At 62.6% G+C, this 19,416-nt stretch carries 9 protein-coding genes; 1 reads left to right on the plus strand and 8 read right to left on the minus strand.

Features of this window, described 5'->3' with window-relative positions; genetic code table 11:
* Positions 1-183: 183 nt before the first annotated feature.
* The 8 genes from RBA41_RS28680 to RBA41_RS28715 form a co-directional block, all read right to left on the minus strand.
* Positions 184-13,797 (minus strand): PLxRFG domain-containing protein, encoded by a 13,614-nt coding sequence (locus tag RBA41_RS28680; RefSeq protein WP_306627783.1) that lies wholly within the window; start codon positions 13,795-13,797, stop codon positions 184-186.
* Between the two features lie 23 nt (positions 13,798-13,820).
* A complete protein-coding gene (locus tag RBA41_RS28685) occupies positions 13,821-15,536 on the minus strand; it encodes a hypothetical protein (protein WP_306627784.1) in 1,716 nt (571 codons plus the stop codon).
* An 11-nt stretch (positions 15,537-15,547) separates the two neighbouring features.
* Entirely contained in the window at positions 15,548-16,258 is a 711-nt protein-coding gene (locus tag RBA41_RS28690; protein ID WP_306627785.1) for a hypothetical protein, read from the minus strand.
* 1 nt (position 16,259) lies between these two features.
* Entirely contained in the window at positions 16,260-16,568 is a 309-nt protein-coding gene (locus RBA41_RS28695) for an AraC family ligand binding domain-containing protein (protein WP_306627786.1), read from the minus strand.
* Positions 16,549-17,127 (minus strand): aspartyl/asparaginyl beta-hydroxylase domain-containing protein, encoded by a 579-nt coding sequence (locus RBA41_RS28700; RefSeq protein WP_306627787.1) that lies wholly within the window; start codon positions 17,125-17,127, stop codon positions 16,549-16,551. Before RBA41_RS28700 ends, RBA41_RS28695 begins: the two co-directional genes overlap by 20 nt.
* 144 nt (positions 17,128-17,271) lie before the next feature.
* Complete coding sequence (locus RBA41_RS28705; RefSeq protein ID WP_306627788.1) at positions 17,272-17,694, minus strand: hypothetical protein; 423 nt, start codon at positions 17,692-17,694, stop codon at positions 17,272-17,274.
* Between the two features lie 103 nt (positions 17,695-17,797).
* Positions 17,798-17,974, minus strand: a complete 177-nt coding sequence (locus RBA41_RS28710; protein WP_306627789.1) for a hypothetical protein — start codon at positions 17,972-17,974, stop codon at positions 17,798-17,800.
* Entirely contained in the window at positions 17,971-18,315 is a 345-nt protein-coding gene (locus RBA41_RS28715) for a hypothetical protein (protein ID WP_306627790.1), read from the minus strand. Before RBA41_RS28715 ends, RBA41_RS28710 begins: the two co-directional genes overlap by 4 nt.
* A gap of 72 nt (positions 18,316-18,387) precedes the next feature.
* On the opposite strand from RBA41_RS28715, the gene RBA41_RS28720 reads away from it, so the two are divergent.
* Positions 18,388-19,404 carry a hypothetical protein gene (locus tag RBA41_RS28720; protein ID WP_306627791.1) on the plus strand — a complete coding sequence of 339 codons (1,017 nt, stop codon included), beginning with the start codon at positions 18,388-18,390 and terminating at the stop codon, positions 19,402-19,404.
* Positions 19,405-19,416 lie beyond the last annotated feature (12 nt).

A 19,416-nucleotide genomic window follows, 5' to 3' on the forward strand; every position in this document is an offset into this window, starting at 1 on the left:
GGTCCGGGCTTTTCCGATTCCGTAAACAGGCGGTTATTCTTTGTACACTATCGGTCTGACCGAAACCTGTAACCACCCGGAATTGCTGTTTTTGCGCTTCCGCCCGCTGCCCAAGTTGTGGGGGCGGATTCATTAAGTCAAAAAGGCCCCGGATTTTAATCCAGGGCCTTTTCTATTGCGCCGCTATTCGGCCCGCGTTTCCGCCAGCTCGCGCCGTACGGTTTGTTTCAGCGCGACCGGCGCTGTTTTCTGCGTCCGGTTCAATGTGTCCTGCCTCATGGCTTTTACGCGCTTGATAACGCCAGGCATGCTGACCCTGATCGGCGTGCCTGGGTTCTTCACGTTCCATTCGTCGCGCCAGGCGCGCGCCTCTTCCACCTTTGCTATGTCCCCGTCGGCCAGGCCCTGCGCCCAGTGCTCGGCGATCTCCACCGAGCGCATGCGGTTCTGGCCAACCATGTTCAGGGCCTGGCCCTTGGCATCCTGAACATCCGCGGTGCTGTTGGGCTGGAAGCCGACCATCTTCATCACCGCCTCCGGTGCGCTTGTTTCGTTGACGTTGTAGCCGCGCGTATCGCGGTAGGCACCTGTTGCGAGCATGTCGGCGCCCTTGACCACGTTGCGCACGGCCGCCGGCGTGATGTCGAGCACGGCGCCGGCCAGGTCGCCCCCGAGCAGCTTGCCTGTACCCGTGAATGCGCGCTTGGCGACGTCGCCCGCTGGCCCGGCCAGTTCGCCCAGGTCGCGCGTGTACGAATCCTTCTTGGTCAGCAGGCCGGTACCCGGGATCAGGTTGCCCATTCCGAACCGGCCGGCGACGTCGATCGGCATGCCTGGCATGCTCGATACGCCTTTCAGGACGAAGTCGGCGCCGCCCTGGCCGAGGGTATCGGTCAGGAACTCCTGCTTGCTCCGCTTGCTCGAAAAGTTGTAGCCGAGACGCTGCAGGATGCCATCGATCGCGTCTTCCAGATCCTGCTCGAACGGCAGACCGTCGGCACCGCCCATCAGCATCAGCACGGCGATCATGTACAGCGCCGCGCGGCGCCCGGCCGCGCGCTCCTTCGAGCCCGGCGCGCCGGCAAATGCCATGCGCGACAGCAGTTCGAGGTAGCCAATCGAATACTGCTTGAACGTCATCAGCAGCGAGCCGACCGCGCCGCGCGCCCATTTCGGCTTGTTGCCCGAATTGTAGGTGCCCTGCGTCTGCGCCACCGCCTCTTGCGCGAACCTGGCGGGATCTCCCATTCCCTCGTCCACGGCAGTGCGGTAGGCCGCGATGAAGGTAATACGCCGGTTGGCCAGCTCCGCCATGGCAAACAGCTTGCCCCAGCCCAGCGTGACCTTGGCCATGGAATTGTTCAGGTGGGCCCGGGTGTTGCCGGCCTTGGTGCCGTCGCCGGCGCGCAGCGCGCCCTTGCCCGACGCCTGCGCCTGCAGGTAATGCACTTCCTGCGGCGCGACGATCCCTTCTTCAGTCGCCCACCGCATCGCGGCGTCGAGCTGGGCGTCGCCGGTCGCATCCTTCGCCGCATCCTTCACGGCGGCCGCCAGGCGCGCTCCCGCCTTCGTCAGGCCCCCGAACTGGCTCAGGTAGGGCAACGTCATGGTGAACGGCTGGGTAAGGTTGACCATGGCCGAGGCGACCGATCCGCCCAGGAACTGCGCGAACATCAGGCCGCCCAGTGGCGCGCCGGATTCCGGATTGCGGATATGCTCGCGCAGCTGCATGGCCGCGTCGATCAACTCGCCCTGCTGCTTCGGGATATCGGTGACGGCTTCGTCGATTTCGCCCAGGTGCGCATTTCCCGCAGTCAGCCGCGCGTTGCTGTAGATGAAGCCGGCCAGCACCCGGCCGGCGTCCTCCGAAAAGCCGGCAATGCCTTTGCGCTGGATCATGCGCTTCATCGAGCTGCGGTTGTTCTTCGCCAGTTTCAGGTAGGCCTGGTAGACCTCGGTGCTGGCGGCGCTGGCCTGGCTGTCGAGCCCGACCAGCGTGCCGAACAGCTCGATCGTCTCTGGAGAAACGCCGGCGAACAGCTTATAGGCGTCGGCCGAGACGGTGCCTTGCGATACCTGGGCGGCGGGATGCTCGGCACGCATGTCGCGCGCCATCTTCGATGCCTCGTACTGCGTCTCGAACATGCCGAAATACACCTGTTCCTCGTCCTGCTGCACATAGACGGTATGCTTGCCGAAGCGCGACAGCGGCGCGTAGCCGCGGTCCATCAGGTCCTGGCCCTTGTCGGACAGGTTCATGATCTGCTTGGCCGTGTCGAGGTGCATGTCCGTCTTTTCCGGGTCCAGCTTGGCCAGGGCGATAAAATGGTCGCGCAGCAGCGCGGCCGCCGCCAGCAGATCCGGCGCCGCCACGGCCTGCTCCAGCATGCCGTTCGCGTCCTTGCCGCCCAGCTTGACCATTTCGCTGATCGTCAAGTTCGCCAGGCTCTTGTCGAGCGCCGCGCGGAACTGGCGGTACAGCGCGATCTGGTCGGCCGACAAGCTGAACATTGCGCCCAGCTCCGCATCGGACCACACCACGCCCGCGCGCAGCTGGGTGGTGGCGAAGCGGCTGTCGATGATGGACTCGTACATGTCGAGCGGGTTGTGCTGCCAGGCGCGGTTCTGCTGGTCGTCGATGATGCCTTTTTGCAGCAGCACCCGTGCCTTGTCGGCCGTGGACATGGCCGTAGCCCGCTTTTCAAGGTCATCGATTTTGACCGGCTTGCCGTTCGCGTCGCGCGCCCAGGTCAGCGTCCCCTCGAAGATGGGCGCGCCGATCGCCTTGGTGTCGGCGGCCGTCAGCGCCTTTTTGCGATTCTTGCCGACAATATCGGCCACGTTTTCCAGCTTCGGCAGCAGCGTCGGCGCCAGGTCCGCCGCCACCACCGCGTAGCGCGAGACGTCGCCCAGGAAGCGCTGGACCGCGCCGTAGACCGCAGCGAAAGCCGGCTGGCGTTTCGCAAGGTTGTCCATGGTGCCGATCGACTTGTGCCACCAGCTCAGTTTGCCGGTGCTATTAAAAAGGTCGCCCACCCGGAAGTTCGCCGGCAGGCGCACGTCCGCGATGCTGTTTGTGGCGTTGGCCAGGGCGTCGCCGAGGCCCTGGCGGCTAAATGCGATATCCGGATTCCCAGGGGCGAAGGCTCCTGAATTGCCCACGGCGGACTTGATCTGCTCCGGGTAGAGGGCCATGTACTCGTTCCCATCCGGTGAGATGACCATCAATCCGTCGTGCCCCATGCTTTCCAAGGTATCGGTGATCAGATCGGCCGCGTTGTCGTCGGCGCCGATCGCCAGGTCGATCTCGCGCTCGCTGATCCCAAGCTCTCTCATCAACTGGATGTTAGAGGCTGCTCCGTTGGTATTATCGCGGAAGATGAACGGACGCTGCAGGCTGAGATAGGCGGGGATGACATTGTCGCCTCCGCCACTGTCCAACCCGCTTTCTTCGGCAAATTCGCTTGCCCACGCTGGATCGTGTGCAAAGTAGATGCCGCGGCCGTACCAGCCCGCCGACGCTTGAAATGTGCGGATGTCCGCGCTCGTGCCATGGTAGACCGTCATGGGTGTGCCGTCGTCCTTGACGACTTTGCTATTGCCAAACCATGCCTGGAATGCCGGCGAACCGCCTGGCGCCGCTGCGGCGTCCCGGACGGCATTGTGTTCCGCCCAGGTAGCCACCATGATGGCACGCACGGCGTCGACGTCGCGCACCAGCGCGGCCACATCGAAGCGCGAGCCGCGCAGGTGCTTGATGAGCTTCGCCGCCACCTCCATGAACTTGTATGCCACGCTCCGGAACAGCGACCGGTCGGACGTGGCCAGGTCGGACCAGAACACCGGGTCGGTCCACATGGCACCGTTGATATCCGCGATGACTTCGGCTTCTGCCTGATCCTCGGTGACGTCCTGCAACCCGTTTTCCGCGTATTCGCGCGCCTGGCGGTCTTCCACGACACCGTCTTTCAGGTAGGCTCGGATATGCGTGCGCAGCCTGGCGCCCAGCTCGGGATTCGACTGCTCCAGGGCATGCAGCGTTTCGTGGCCGGCGATCGCCAGTTCGGTATTGCGCATGCTCTCGGTCAGGTACGCCACACCGTTGTACGCAACGCCCTCGAAGTCCGTGTTTTTGCTCACGAAATTGACCTCGATGCCGAGCGCCTTGCCCACTTGCCGCGCCAGGGCGAAGCGGGCGTTCGGTGCGGTGCGTAGCGAACGCACCGGCGCCATGCCTGCTTTAGCCAATTCCCGGTTGAGCTGTTCAGTCGTTTTCTTGGCGCGCAGGATCTCGACGCCGCTCAGGTCCAGCGGCGCGGCCGTGCCGGAATCGGCGCCGGTGGGAACAGATGGCAGGGAAGACAGGCCGTCGTCGCGGAAGTATCCCGCGTCGCGGCTATAGAGCAGGCGGGCGAGCTGGGGGCTTACACGTTGTAGGAGCCGCTCTGAAACGTGATCCAGAACTTCTCGCCCTCCGTCTCGTCCAGCCTCTTGTAGAACAGACTGGGTAAGAACCGCTCTCTTAAGATCAGACACCCCAAGCGGAGGCGTATACGCTCCTCCATTGGCAGGAAAGAAGAGGTCATAAGCACTGCGAACCGATTCTGCAGCAGCTCTAAAATCCGCGTCTGTGAAAGGTACTGCATCCACTCGGCCGAGGTCCCGTACCCCTTCATCAGCGCCGTCAAATCCTCGTCCGACAGTGCTTCCACTGTCGTCTGATCCCAGTCCATGTTCATCAGACCATTCTCCGCGATCGGATTGGTCAGCTCGAAGTGCCTTGGCAGGTGCCCGAACGGATGCGCGCTCGAAGCGGTCGCGGGCGAAGTTGTAGGTGACATCGGCGATCTCGGGGAAAAGGTGCAGGATGTTAGTGTAGGACGAAACCAGCATTTCCTGCAAGTTATGAGCGTCGTCGCCCACACGCCATGCAAGCGGGCGTACGTCGGCGCCGCTGGCCGTTCCCGTCGCCTCGACCTGGCGCGCGTGCGGCGCCAAGTGTTTGGTGGTGCCATGGCGCAGCGCGGACGAAATCATGTGCTCGGTCCGGCGATACAGCGCCTTGTCGGACAGCCCGGCCGGATCGCCTATAAAGACATGGCCGGTATTATGGGCGAACGTGGCCACGGCCTGATAGACGGCCGAACCGGTGCGCCCCTCTTTCCAGTTCGAGATGTCGAGCCAGATTTCCTTGTTGCGGTTGTTGCGGTAGACGCTGGCCTGCTCGCCGGTCGGGGCCGTAATGTGCCAGGCGCGGTCGACCGGCGCCGCCGCATCTTCCAGCTCCCCCTCACCGACGAACTCATCGACCGACAGAGCCGGCGCCATCATCCCCAGGATGGCGTCAAGCGTCTTGGCATTGCTGTCGGGCAGGCGGAAAGCGGCGTCGTCCGTCGCGATCTGCGAAAAGATGTTGACCAGCGGTGCGTCCGTGTCGATCCGCGCGCGGCTGAACATCAACTTGCCCGGGGCTGGCGGCGCGCCCGGTGCGTCTGCAGTCGATCCAGCTTCGGCGGCCGTCATCCCGGCCGCATCGATCACGACCGGCACGGCGGGCGGCGCCATTCCTTCCAGGCGCAGTTCTTCCTCAAGGCGTTTGAGGTCGCCATACTTTTCTGCCATCTCCTGTTGATACTCGAATGGCGCGCCGAATTTCTTGCGCAGGCGAACGAGATCCGTTTGGCCCGCCGACAGCCTTGCCCGGGCCTTGGCAAGGTCCTGGCTGATGCTGTTCACCTGGTTCACGATCCGGCGTCCCAGTCCCACCGCATCGACGTTCTCGCCCATTGCGCTCGTGGTGGTGACGGTCAGCGGCAGGTCGCCCACGTTGACATACAGTGTAAATTCACCATTGAGCTTGTCCCCGAACGACTCGGCGTCGACGGTGATCGGCAGGTCTTCGCCCAGCATGCCGATCCGCTCGTCGCGCACGGCCGCGCCGGTGATCGAATCGGCCGCGACCCGGTTGAACGCATCCTTGACGGCTTGGCCGAACTCGCCGACCTTGTCGAACAGGGCGCTGCCTACTCTGCCTGCCGTGAAGGTATAGATGCGCTCTCCGATGATCTTGAAGGCGGCGCCATAGTGGTTGATCACCTTGCCGGCGTGCTCGACCTCCCACTGCGCCCCGCGCAGCGCCGAGCGCACGCCGATCTGTTCGTTGGCGTGCGCCGCCTGCAGGCGCTCGAAGCGCTCGACTTCCTGTTTCAGGCCAGCCAGCTGGATTGCGCGCGGATCGCCCGACGCCACGGCCGCCGCCTGCTCAAACAGCGAGGCTTCGCCCATGTCGTCCATGCTGCGCAATGTTTTATCGCCGGAAAACGCCTGATCGATAAAGCGCTGCTTGCGCCCCACCATTTGCCACATCGTGGATTGGTAGGTGCCCTTGGTGGTGTACCACTCGATCGCCACTTCCGGATTCTGGTTGCCCTGGCGGATGATGCGGCCGTGCGGCTGCTCGACGTCGGCCGGGAACCACGGTGGGTCCTGGTAGTGGAGAACCGCCAGGCGTTTTTGCACGTTCACGCCGGTGCCCATCTTCTTTGCCGAACCGATCAGCACGCGCAGTTTGCCGCTGCGCATGTCCTTGAAGACCGCTTCCTTCTTGGCATCGGTGTTGGCGTCATCAAACCATGCAATCTGGTTACGCGGGATTCCGCCGTCGGTCAAACGCTTGGTGAAGGCGCCGCGCGCGTCGAAACCGCGGTTCTTTTGCGACTGCTCACCGAAGCCCATGTTGTAGAACACGATCTGCGTGCTTCCCTTGATCGGTTCATCCTTGCCGTTTTTGTCCTGATAAACGTTTTCCTTGCCAGCATGATAGGCGGCAGCGACCTTGTCGCCCATGAAGGTGATGATGCTGCCCTCTTCCCCGAGGTTGCCGCGGAAGAAGCGCGGGTCGATAGCAGCGAAGCGGCCGTCGGTGATGATCGACACGATCGGGTCAGGGTTGCTCGGCTCGTCCTTCGTGGGCTTCCAGCGCTTCGATTTCTCGATGCGGGGGCCTAGCGCGTTTTTCATGTAGTGCTCAAGGTCTTCCCCCGGCGCCACGATGTTCAGGTTTGGCTTGCCGCCGATGAGGTCCGGGCGCTTGACCAGCGCGCCAAGGTGCTCCGAGGTGAGCACGTCCATGAACTGGCGAACGCGGCTCATCAGCTCAGGGACGTTGTCGAACTTGGCGAAGCGCTCGATCAGCTCGTATTTACCTGCTGCGTTTGGTTCGAGCGCCGGCGCAACTTCCCCGAATTGGCGCGCCCAGGCGTCGAACGTGGCAATGCCGGCGCGGTCCAATTCCTCCGGCGCGAAAAAGCGCATGATCGTGTACAGCTCGCCCATGGTGTTCGTCACGGGCGTACCCGATGCGAAGACCATGGCGCGGCCCGGGCGCTGCTGTTGTAGCCATCGCGTCTTGACGTACATGTCCAGCGCACGCTTCGATCCGTTCGGGTCGATACCCTTGATCTGCTGGGCGGTGTGAAAATCAAGCTTGCGGAATACGTGTGCTTCGTCGGCGAAGATGAAATCGACGCCGATATCCTCGAATTTGAGCGTCGAGTCCTTGCCGCCAGCGGCGACGATCCGGTCGAAGCGCTGGGTGACCGCCTCGATCTGCTGTTCCAGCTGGCTGCGACGCACGCGGGACTCGTTATTTTGAGCCGTTTCCGACAGCTCGATTTCCAGGTCGGCCAGGATCTCGTCACGGATCGGCGCTACCGATTCTTCCTTGACGCCAATGCGTTGGAAGGCATCGTGGGTGATGATGACCGCATCCGGATTATTCAAGGTCGCGCTGGCGATGAATGCCTTGCGGCGCTCGGCAGAAAAATTCTCGTCGTCGGCCACCATGATGTTCGCCAGAGGGTACAGCTCCATGAACTCGTTGGAAAATTGCTCCAGCATATGATTGGGCACGACGTACATCGGCTTGTTGATCAGGCCGAGGCGCTTTTGCTCCATGCCCGCAGCGATCATTTCGATGGTCTTGCCCGAGCCGACGGCGTGCGCCAGGTAGGTATCGCCGGTATGGACGATGCGCGCAATGCCGTTCTTCTGGTGCGGGTGCAGGGTGTAGCGCATCGACACGCCCGGCAAGGTCAGGTAGGCGCCGTCGAAGCGCCGCGGCGCGATATTGTTGTAGCGCTTGTTGTACGACTCGACCAGCTCGCTCGCGCGCTCGGAGTCGGTCCAGATCCAGCCCTTGAACTTGTCCTTGATCTTCTTGCGCATTTCGTTGGCGGCCGTGGTCGCCTCGGCATCAGTCACGGTCTTGCCGTCGATCTTGGTGGTGACTTTGAGCGAACGACTGTTCAGGGCCGATTCCAGCAACTCGGACGGCGATCGCGCGCCCGTGCCGTATTCGGCGCCGGCGCGCCGCTCGCTGCGCAGATTGCCGCCATCAACCTGCCAAGTCTCGGTTTGCGGGTCGAAGGAAACGGCGCCGGCGCCGATCTCGGCCGCAAAGGTGTTGATGTGCTCCGCGGGAATCCACGACGCACCGAGTTTGGCACTGATTTGTGACGGCCCCAGCTTTTCCGGTTGCGCCGCCGTAAGAGCTTCGACGTTACGGGCCAGGCTCGCATCCAGGCGCGCGGCTTGCTCGGCTTCCTCCAGCTTGCTGACCACGTCGCCCGACAGGTACTCGTCGGCAAGCTGCCAGTCGCCGGCAGGCGCCTGATAGACTTGGTTGCCAAGCGCCTCGATCGCCTCGTCGCGCGACAGGCCAAGCCGTCGGCCGACGTCGTCCAGATTCAGGCGGCCGACATCGTCCAGCGACACCGCCAAGGCGTCGCCAATGGTCTTGATGTCCCGTGTGACCGGCTTGCCGATCGTGCGGCCGAGCAGGAAAGCCGATTTGACGATTTCGCCGGCTTCGTTGATGGTTTCGAGCTGGGTCAGGATGGCCGAATCGTAGTCCTCGCGGAAGCGGCGGCGGTTCTTAAACACGCGCGACTCGGTTTCCACCACATTGCCTTCCTCGTCGGTGGACTTGCGCACCTGTACCCGGAAATCATTGATCGGACCATGCTCGGCGCGGAAGGCGTCATAAGCCTTGTTCAGCTTCTTCAGAGCCGTTTCCCACTTGCCCCCGGTCGACTGCGCCAGGCGCGCCTCGTTCACGAGATCGCGCAGGCCGATATAGCCGGCGAACCATGCCTTGTCGCTTTCCGTCATCTTCATGCCCGATGCAAGGGGATGGCCAACCCCGTTCTCCACGCGCATGATTGTGCCGTCCTCGGCCAGGTAGACGACGCCTTCACGCTTGACACTCGGATCGAAATCGACCTTGGCCGTCTCGCGGCGCACGCTCTCGGCCGACTGGGTCAGGACCGAATAGGCGTTCGCCGGCAGGCGCTCGACTGCCTCCGCGAACCTGGCATCCAGTTCCGCCGGCGTGCCGTCATAGGACACAACGGTGTACTTGGCGATGCCGCGGCCGTTGCTGTTGATCCGGCGGCCCATGTCGTCGACGTTCCCGGAAATGCGGTTCTGGCCCAGCACCATCTCCGGATGCTTGGCAAAGTATTCATTGATGACCGCCGGTCCGTCCTTGGTATCCACGGTAGCGACGTTGGCCCACGGTTGCCCCGCCGGGGCCTCGCCCTCCAGCCGTTTGCGCAGGAAGATGACATCGGTCACGACCGACGTGCCGGCGTTGTCCTCGAAGGCGGTTGACGGCAGACGGATTGCGCCAAGCAGGTCGGCGCGCGCGGCCAGGTACTTGCGCGCCTTGTCGGTCTGCTTGTCCATGGTGCCCTTGCTGGTCACGAATGCGAGTAGGCCACCCGGGCGCACGCGGTCGATTGACTTGGCGAAGAAGAAGTCGTGCAACATAAAACCGTGCTTTTCGTAGTCCGGATCGGCAAAGATTTTTGTTTGCGAGAAGGGCGGATTGCCGATGGCCACGTCGAAATAGTCGCGCGGGAATTTTCGCTTGATGAAGTCATCGTGCAGCATGTTCTGCTCGGGCGACAGCAGGCGCGCGATGAGGGCGGTCGGGCCGTCGAATTCGACGCCGGTATAGCGCGACGTCTGGCGCACACTGTCGGGCATCAGCATCGAGAACGAACCGATACCCATGCCCGGCTCGAATACCTTACCTCCGGTGAAGCCCAGGCGCTGCATTGCGCTCCACGTGGAGCGAATGATGCCCTCGCTGGTGTAGTGGGCGTATTGGGACGATTGGAGGACGGAGCGCTGCCACGCCGCCGGCAGCGCCTCCATGCGTACGGCAAGCGCGCGCCAGCTGGCCTCGGCGATCAGGTCCGGCCAGATGAGGCGGGAGGGTTCTTGCTGCTTGGCGTGAGCGGGTGGAATCGGGAACAGCTTGTTGCGTATTGCCGAGGCACCAAAGCCGACGTATTTCGCCAGCTGCTCCTGCTCGCCGGCGGTTGCTGGGCGGTTTTCCCCCTCGATCTTGAGGGCCAGTTCAATCAGGTCGACGTTGCGCCCTGCGGTATCGAACCATGACCCTTCACGGGTCAGGCCACCTATGCCGGGACGGAAGTCGGCAGGAACTCGCTTGTCACCTCGCCCCACAGCATCAGGCGCGCGGTCGGGAACTGGGTCAGCCCCTCGTCCGTGCCCCACGTCTTCGCCTGCATCATCTGCGACTTGATCTCGTCCTCGCGTCTCTCGAACGCTTCCAGCATCGTTTCGTCCAGCTCGGACGCGCGGCTGTCGAGCACCTCGGGTGACAGCGTTGCCTGCGGGTCGTTTTCCGTCAGCCACCGGCGAATCGATCGCAGGCGCACTTGTTGCAGTGGTGGAATCATTGGTTTGTTCTTTCTTTTCCGCAGGCGCGGGAATGGGGTCAGTATCAGTGTTTGCGTCTGATTTTGCAAATTCAGCACGCGAAATGGCCTTGGCGTGGACCGCTTGGCTTGCCTGTTCGGCCAGCTCCACGGCGGACAGGCCGACCGGCATCATGCGATTGCGTTCCCTGGTGCCAAACTGGTCGGCCTGGGTGCCGACTTGCGCACCGTTGAATTCCCCCACGATCTGGGCTAATTCACGGTCATCCACGCTGATCTGGACGTGCTCGGGTGCCGTCGCGTTGGCGATCGGTTCGGCCGCAGCGGTATCGGCGGGCACCACGTCATGGACGGCTGGCTCAGGGGCTGCCTGCGCTGAGGGGGCATTCAAATGACGAGCGGCGATCGCCTTTTCAATTTTTTTGGCGCGGGGCCCGCCGGCGAACAGTTTTTGTGCCTGCAGCAGCTGGTCGTCGGTCATGTCCCGTGTCGTCATGCGGTTCAGTTCCTGCTTGCCCAGGGGCGGGGCGGCCTTGCGTTCCACCGGCGTGTTGCCGTAGGTTTTCGGAAAGTTCTTGCGCCAGAGTTCTTCACCGGAGGCGATGCCGTCGACCTGCTCAGGCGCGGCGCCCAGCAGCGTTGCTTCCGTCTGCATGTCCTCGACCGCACGAAAGCTGCGGCGCGGCGGGCTTTTCACGACCGGGCGCTCGGTTTTGGGCAGCGCCCCGCGCTCGCTCAAGAAAGCGATTGCGTTTGCAACCGAGTCTTCCAGCGCACTGCGTTCAGCCTCGTAAGTGTCGCGCCACCCCTGCGACGAAAGCTTCTTCCCCGTCACAGGGTCGAGATCGTCGGCCAAGGCTGCGGTAAGCGATTCCAGGTCTGCGCGGTCCACGCTCAATCCGTTAATTGTCTTTTGAACATCAATATCGCTGGCTGGCGCGGCGTCAGGTGCCGGTACCACATCGGCTACGTCCGCACGGGGGGCCGCCTCACGCGCAAGGCGCGCCATGACTTTCTGGTAATACGCTTTTTGCGCGGTACTCAGCTTGAATACCTTGCTTGAGCCAGGCTTGTGCAGCAGCGCGCCGTTGGCGGTTTTCAGACGCATGCCTGCCGCGATCGCGTCATCCACGGCGCGCGTGTTCGGCGCGGCCGGCGTCGGCGCCGGCGCCGCGCGCTCCGGAACGGCGTCGACCAGCTCGTTCGGCAGGCTGGGAACCGGGGCGGTTGCGTCGTCGATGTCGGCGTGATCTTCGGGGGTCAGGGCCGGGTTGACGTAACCGTCGCGCTTGAGCGCAGCCAGGAAGGCGGGTTTCTTGTGATCGGCCGGGATGGCAGTGTTGGCCAGCACCTCCGCGCGCAGCGCCGCGCGATTGGCCGCGGCGCGCTCGGCACGCTCGTGCTCGATAATCGCGTTGGTGGTTTGCGCTTCGTGTGCCTCGCGTTCGGCGGCGGCCGCACGCTGCGCGCGCGCTTCTTCTTCCAGCATGGCGGCGATCTGTTTTTCCTCGGCCAGGGCGCGCGACTCGGCCGCCGCCGCCTTGGCCGGCTCGAACTTGGCGTTGATCGCCGCTTCTTCCTCTGCCAGCAACGCGGCAAATTCGGCCTGTTGATCCGCGGGGATCTCCGTGCGCGCCTTGCGGGCCTGCTTGAGCGAGTTGAATTCCGCAAGCTCGGCGGCGGTAAGGCGGCGCCCCGCCACCGGTGGCGTAACGACGACGTTGCCGGCTGCATCTTGGGCGCGTTGAGCGACCGCACCGTGCCCGATTGCGATCAGTTCCGCCAGCCGGCTGTCGATCCGGTCCAGCGATGGCGCTTGCGCTGCCGCTGGTGTTGCAGCCACGGCCGTCGCGGCGCGCTGCGCCGCCAGTGCTTCCTGGGCGGCGTTTGCCGCGCGCGAAAGCGGCCCGGTATCGGGCAGCGGCGTAGGTGCGGGCGATGCCGCTGGTGCGGGTGGAGGTGGGACCGCATGCGCGCCCTGTAATGCGGCCATGCCGCCGCCCTTGGCCATCCCCGTGACGAGCCCAGTACCGGCGGCGTTACCCACGCCGTTGGCCAGGTCATCCTCGCCCATGGCCATATTGGTAAATACCTGCTCCTGCGCCGACTGCGGCATTTCTTCCAGTACGCCTTCGCTCAGCATGCCCTTCCCAACCCTGCCGGCGAGGGTGCCGCGCACCTGGGCCCCGGCCGAGCCGGTCGCGATCTGCGTGGCGGAATCGCCCATGAGTTTGCCCGCACCGAGCCCGATCAGGGCGGTGCCGAGGCCGGCGCCGACCGCAGGCAAGGCATATTCGCTGTACTCCCGCCCTTCGGCCTGCGCGCGGTCCGCGATATTGCCGGCCGTTTGCGCACCTTCCGTCAGGGCGCCAGCGCCGATAAGTTTGGTGCCCGCAGTATTGATTGCCTCGGTGGCAGCTTTCTTGCCGGCGCCGGTCGCCATGGCGGCGGCCGTCGCTTCGGCCGCCGACCTGCCGGCCGCCAGGCTGGCCGCGCTCGCGGCCGCGCCCTCCCCGGTCGCCAGGGCGGCGCGCACCGCTACCTTGCGCGCCAGGGCGCTGGTGACGCCCATGCCGCCGATCATGCCCGGGGCGGACTGGGCAATCGAACCCAGGATCGCACGCGGATTTTTGATCGACTCCGCCACCGTGCCGACAAAGCCATCTGCCTGCGCGACCTTTTCGTCGGACGCTTTCTGGCTGTCGCTCAAATAATCGCCCAGGAATTCATTGGTCCGCTTCGGGTCGTAGCCAGCCGCCCGCATGCCTTTGCCGACCATGCCGCCGGTGGCGAGGCTACCCAGTCCCACGACGGCCGAACCGAGGTCGACCACGCCCTGACCGAGCTTGACGCCGACGTCCCCGGCCGTGCGCATCAGCCCCGCGGATTGTGCCGGCGCCGCTGGCGGCTGGTAGCCCAGCTTGGCGGACAGCTCGGCCTTGTCCATCTCCGGGTAATACATCGTGTGAACGGCGTCGACAAACGCGGCGTCGTCCAGGGTGCTCAGTGAGGGGAGTTTTTTGCGCGCTTCGGTCAAACCAGTCATTGCGATCCTTGAATTGATTGTCATTACATGCCGAGTGCTTCGAGCATCGCGGTCTTGTTGAGGGCTGGGCCGATGTTGTCTTCCACAACGGCGCGCGCGGCGTTCACCCGTTTGAGCGCCGCGTCGGTAGCGGCAACGTCGCCCGAAGGGACCGTTGCGTTGAGGATGAACTTGGCTTCCTGATATTTGGCCGCTGCTGCCTCCAGGGTGGCCGCCTTGGCAACCGCGACCTCGTTCCACGCGCTGTTGCCGGAGGACATTCCGATCAGCTCCAAGAGTGGACTCGGCTTCGGCGCCGCCGCCGCGCGCACGCCTGCAGGCGCCTTGAGGGCGGACGGTGCCAGGCCCTGAACTGCTGCAGGGGGAGCGGCAGCGGGCGCCGCTCCCTTGGCGGGACCGTTCAGATTGAGCGGGTCGGCCGGCGCACGCGCGCCGCCGAGCAGGTCGGAAACCTGTTGGTTGAGCATGGCTGAGCGCGTATGCAGGCTCCTTGCGCCGGGGGACTCGGGCGCCCACGTGCCTTCCGCCTGCGACTTGGTCATTGCGGCCGAAATTTGGTCCTGCTCTTTCAGCAAGCTCCCCAGCTGGGCGCGGGTGGCCGGGTTCATCGTGTCCACGCCCAGCAGGGCGGCGCGCTCGACCGGCGACAGCTGGCGTCCAAGCGCCTTTTCCTTGGCCTGGATCTGGCCGAGCGGGGTTGACTGCGCGTGCTGCTCCCGCGACATGTTGAGGTGCGCCATTTGAATGGCGCGGCCGGCGGCGGAATCGCGAGCCTGTTGGGCACGCGCGGCCTTGTTGTCCTCGCGGGTCCCTTGATAGTGCTCGCGCTGCATGGCGCTCTGGCCGGCCCGTGCGGACTGTGCCAGCTGAGTCTCGAAATCGAGCAGCTGATACCGGGCTTTGGCGACGTCCATCGTTACCTCGCTGCCGTCGCGGTTCCGGATTGTGACCATGTGGGTCGGGTGTTCCTCGCCGTTGATCTTGGTCACGCTTGGCTCGCCCTTGACGAGACGCGCGCCCTTCATCGCGCCAGCGGCGTTGTACGCCTCCATCGCTTCGTCGTAGCGACCTTGCCCCATCAACGAGAGCGCATCCGCAATACCCTCGTTCTTCATCTTGGTCAGCAGTCCCTGTTTTTGGGCCAGTTCTTCGAGCGAGAGGTCGCCGCGGGCATTTTTGCGGCGAAGGAACGCGGTCTGCACTTCAAGCGCGCTGTTGAAGTCGCCCTTGTGGACGGTGCCCGCCTGAGTGCCGATCACGCCCATTTTTTTCGGCGCCGGCAGTGTGGCCAGCGGCCCAGCTGCGGACTGCGCCATCGGCGCCAGGCTCAAGGCGCCCGGATTTTTGACCATCGATGCCGGCCGCGCCGCCACGCCCGGCAGCATGTCCGCCGGCGGCGCCATCGCCTTGTCGATCTCCGCCTGGATATTGTCGGCCGGGGCCGGGCCAAGCGCTTCGGCCGGGCTTGCCTCGCCGTGGGCGGCTTCCGCTTCCTTGGCGAGCTGGCCTCGGATCTCTGCCATGTCCTTCTTGTCCGCCGCCTTGATGCGGTCGACCTCGTTCCAGTCGTAGCGCTGGCGGCTGCGTGCCTCTTCCTGAAACGCCGCTTCGGTGTCGGCGCGTGCGTCCGCTTTCACGCGGCGCGCTTCGTCGGCCTTGCGCCGTTCTTCGTCTGCTATGGCGCGCTCGCCGTCCTGATAGCCCTTGAATCCGGCGGCCATGCCGCTCCAGTTTGTCATCGTTCGATCCCTTAAAATGCGCCGGCCAATTCGGAAGAAGACAAGCCGGTGCTCTGCATCACGCCCGAGTTGTTCGATTCCCATTTGCTGTAGTCGCTGGTGCCGGTGCCGCCCCAGTTGACTTTCGAGAGCCCGTTAGCGATGCCGCTGACCATGTTCCCCACGCCGGCGGCCGTCTGGCCCGCTTGCGCCGACTGCTGGCCGGCGATGTTGCTGGCGGTCGCGGCGGCGCTGGCCAGGCCGCTCGACGCGTTCGAGACAAGGCCCTTGCCGATGCCGACCGCATCGAGCTTGCGGGCGAATGCCTTGTCCTTGATTCCGTCACGGGCCTTGTTCGCCGCCGCCGCGCCCATGGCGGCGCCTTTCAGTTCCATGCTCGTGGTAGCGGCCTGGGCGGCGGCGCTCGACGGGTCCAGGCCGGGCGTACGGGCCATGCGCTCGCGCGCCATGCCCAGCTGGCTCGATACCGACGCCTGCGCGTCGCCGGCCGCCTTGTCGTACGCTTCCGGCGTGTCGGTATTCATAGCGTCGGCGTACACCGAGTGCTCTACCGGACGGGCGAAGTTCTTGTAGTCCTCGTACTGGTCCATGGCGATCTCGCCCTGATAGGCATTCGCATCGATGGCCTTATTCGCGGATGCCGCCGCTTTCTTGCTGGCTCTGCTCGATGCGTTCGCGCCAATAAGTGCGCTTCCAATTGCTGCCGCTGCTGCCCATGGCATATCAAGCCTCCTTGATCAGGACGCTATCGACCTTGTCGGGGTCCGTGCCTACGTGGGCATGCACGCAGAACCACACCGAATCGGTGATTGCCTCGATGCGGTGCACTTGGCCGGCGCGGATCGTGATGCAGGTCGGCCCGACATGTGTTTCCACGGCGCCGTCGATGGTCACGGTCACGGTGCCGCGCGCCAGGATGCTCAGGTGGTCGAAGTTATGCGAGTGCGTTTCGGCGTAGTGCCGGGCTGGCAGGGACATTTCCTTGGCATACTCGCGGCCAGAGAAATGATGCTTAATCTTCAAGTCGATCACGTTTCAGTTCCTTAAAATTGTCGGTTTTGATGCAGACGATCAGCGAGATCCGGTCTGCTTGGCTGTCGTTGGTCACGCTGTGCGTCACGCCGTTGTCAAACCAATAGCAGTCGCCAGGAGCGGCGACGATGTCACCCTCGGGGAAATGGAACAGGGCGCCGGGCTCGTTGCGCAGGGGGATATAAAACTTGTCGTAGTAGTCCGCGTGCCAGCAATGGTCGACGTGCGGTTCGATGCGGCCGCCGGCGGGAATCTTCGTGATCAGCACGCCGCCGAGTCGCTCCCCGTGGACGTGCGCCATCAGCCCGAAGATGATCGGGGTCAGCTCGGGCAGCTCGGCGTAAGCCGGATACCAGACCGAATCGTGCTCGTCGGTGAAATGGGGGCCCAGGTTGGCGATGTCGTTGAACCGGACCCAGATGTCCGTCATCGCGCGGTGCGGGGAATCGTAGGCGGCCGCGCGTGCCGTTTGCAGGCCGAACAGGTGGGGTTTCGCCTCCAGCGCGGCCAGCAGCGCCGCGACCTCGATGCCTGTTGCGATGTGTTTAAAACTAGCCATTTGATTCCCCCGCTGTGATTGAGGCGGGATCATATGGCCGGTTTTTGAAAAACTTAGAATTTAGGCGGCGCGCTCCTGGTGGGTAAATTCAGGCGAAAAAAAACCCCCGATGAAGGGGGGAATTCCGATTGGAAGAAGTGCACTTTAGTCGGGCTCTCTTGTGATGAGATAGGCAACGAATACAATCAGGCCAAAAGCAATGCCATGGACCCAGCTGCTTCCCCACCATGCCTGCGCCGGGTCCTCGAAGGGAGCATATTGGGCGCCCAGCCGCGCGGGCTGTGATTGAGCCCAGTCATGGATCGCCGGCGTGAGAAATGCGGGAAACAGCGCGCCTAGCCAGACTGCAAACTTCCACCCCAACTCCAGAAGTGCCACAGCGCACCACCCCGTGAGCACAATTGCAGCGCCAAGCAAGAGAATCGCGGCGGAACGGGGTTCGACGCCCATCGTCGCTGCCATGCCGTGGACGAGCCGCCAGAGCCAGATTCCAGCCAGGACCATGAGGCCAAAAATGGTCCAGAAAGCATTTTCGCCGCTGTTGTTGTTGCTGTTGACCCGATTCATGGTTATCCCCTGATCATGTTCTTGCCAGGAATTCTATACCCGCGTTTTGCCCCAAACTTTGTTCAAATACAAATAGGAAAATTCCTACCACACTTGTTAGCCGCTATACCGTGGAAGGTTTCGGGTAGCGGGCCTTTACCGCTTCCACTGCGGCATTATATTCATCCATCTTGCCGCGCTGCCCCCGGCTTTGCCAGTACATCGCATCAGCCAAGTCAGCAAGCGGTGGGTACGCTGCGCGGCGCAACTGATCGACATCTTCGTTGTGATAGATAATCATGCCTGGATCTCGAAATTTGCGTCAAGGAAAGGAAACGCAACCACCCGCACGCGGTACCGGCCCGGAAGTTTGAAACTGAGCGTCGCGCGCCCGTCCCCGCATGGGTAGGTCTTGTCGTTGATGACCACGTCGCACGGCATCGGCAGCTGGGTCAGGTCGAGCCCGACCAGCAATGCCGGATTGGCCGGCCGGGCGTACTTGTGCCCGTCCCGCACGTAGTGGGTCCGGCCGTCGATGTCGCCAACGAACACCCGGTCCCCTTGCAGGGCAATCATCGACTTGGGCACGTCGCCATGGAACAGGACCCGGCCGTCGATATCGTATTTCGCAAATGTTGTCATCGCATTACTCTAAGTTTAAATTTCAAAATGCCCCCTTCATTCTTTTTATTTAAATGAGAAATACATAAATATATGTCTCCTAAACTCAACGCACGACAATCTGCTTTCTCAAAATTCAAAAAAAAACCTGCCAAACCGAAAGAGAAAAAAACCTTTTCTATCAGCGCTAAGATTTCTGCATTTTTTTCAATAATCGCGGCGTTCCTCGCATTGATAGGCACAACGCTCGCGTTGATAGGCGAAGGAGTGGCAATGGCTGTCGAAAGCACTGTGGAAATACCGCATCACCTCCTCATTGGCTCGTCATTTGATTACATTGAGTTATCACTCTGGGCGGCAGTACAAATGTTGAACAGCTTGACTGATAAGCCACCAGAATATTTATATATAGAAATATTTCTTGCGATTCTTCCCGCAACTATAGCCATGGTTGTTTTTTTCGTTATAATTATTATGAATCGGCACAACGTAGTGAGGCTCCAAAAGGCACGCTTCTATACTAGAATACTAGCTGTTTTTCAACCACCTAAACCAGCTGACAGCAACGCCATGCTGATCGCCAAAAGCGGATTGGTTGGCGCCGTTTTTAATGCCGGGTTCCCGGCTATATTGGTCTTGGGGTTAGGCATATTCTTTGGAGTCATTGGGCTTCTCACTACACCAACGACTATTGGATTGCAATTCGGCAAAGCTCACATTCAAAAGTACGTCGTATCGCCATTAGAATGCGCGCCGATTAGAAACCGAAACGCGCTTTTGAAACAGGTAGGAAAGAAACAGGTAGGAAATTCAAAAACGACCTACGCGCAGTGCGTAGCAGTTGCTAACGATCGCCGTGACTTTGGGCGAGGTCGCGTCGTCCTTACTACTTCGACAGCCATTATTTTATGGGACCCTGATACGGGCCATGGATGGCGTGTCCCAGTTAAAGACGCATCGATAGAAACTGTTGATTCGTTAACCGTGCCATCGAAAGCGACAATTAGTGGGATTTTGAAGGGACAAACTCTCTTGGAGGTTGAGCGAGGAAATGCGACCAGTTCACCAGCTTTACTACCGGCGCCAGGGACGCGCGTTATTAATAAATGATATCAGCCGTGT

Origin of the sequence: Massilia scottii, from assembly GCF_030846495.1 — a bacterium.
Classification (GTDB): domain Bacteria; phylum Pseudomonadota; class Gammaproteobacteria; order Burkholderiales; family Burkholderiaceae_D; genus Telluria_A; species Telluria_A violaceinigra.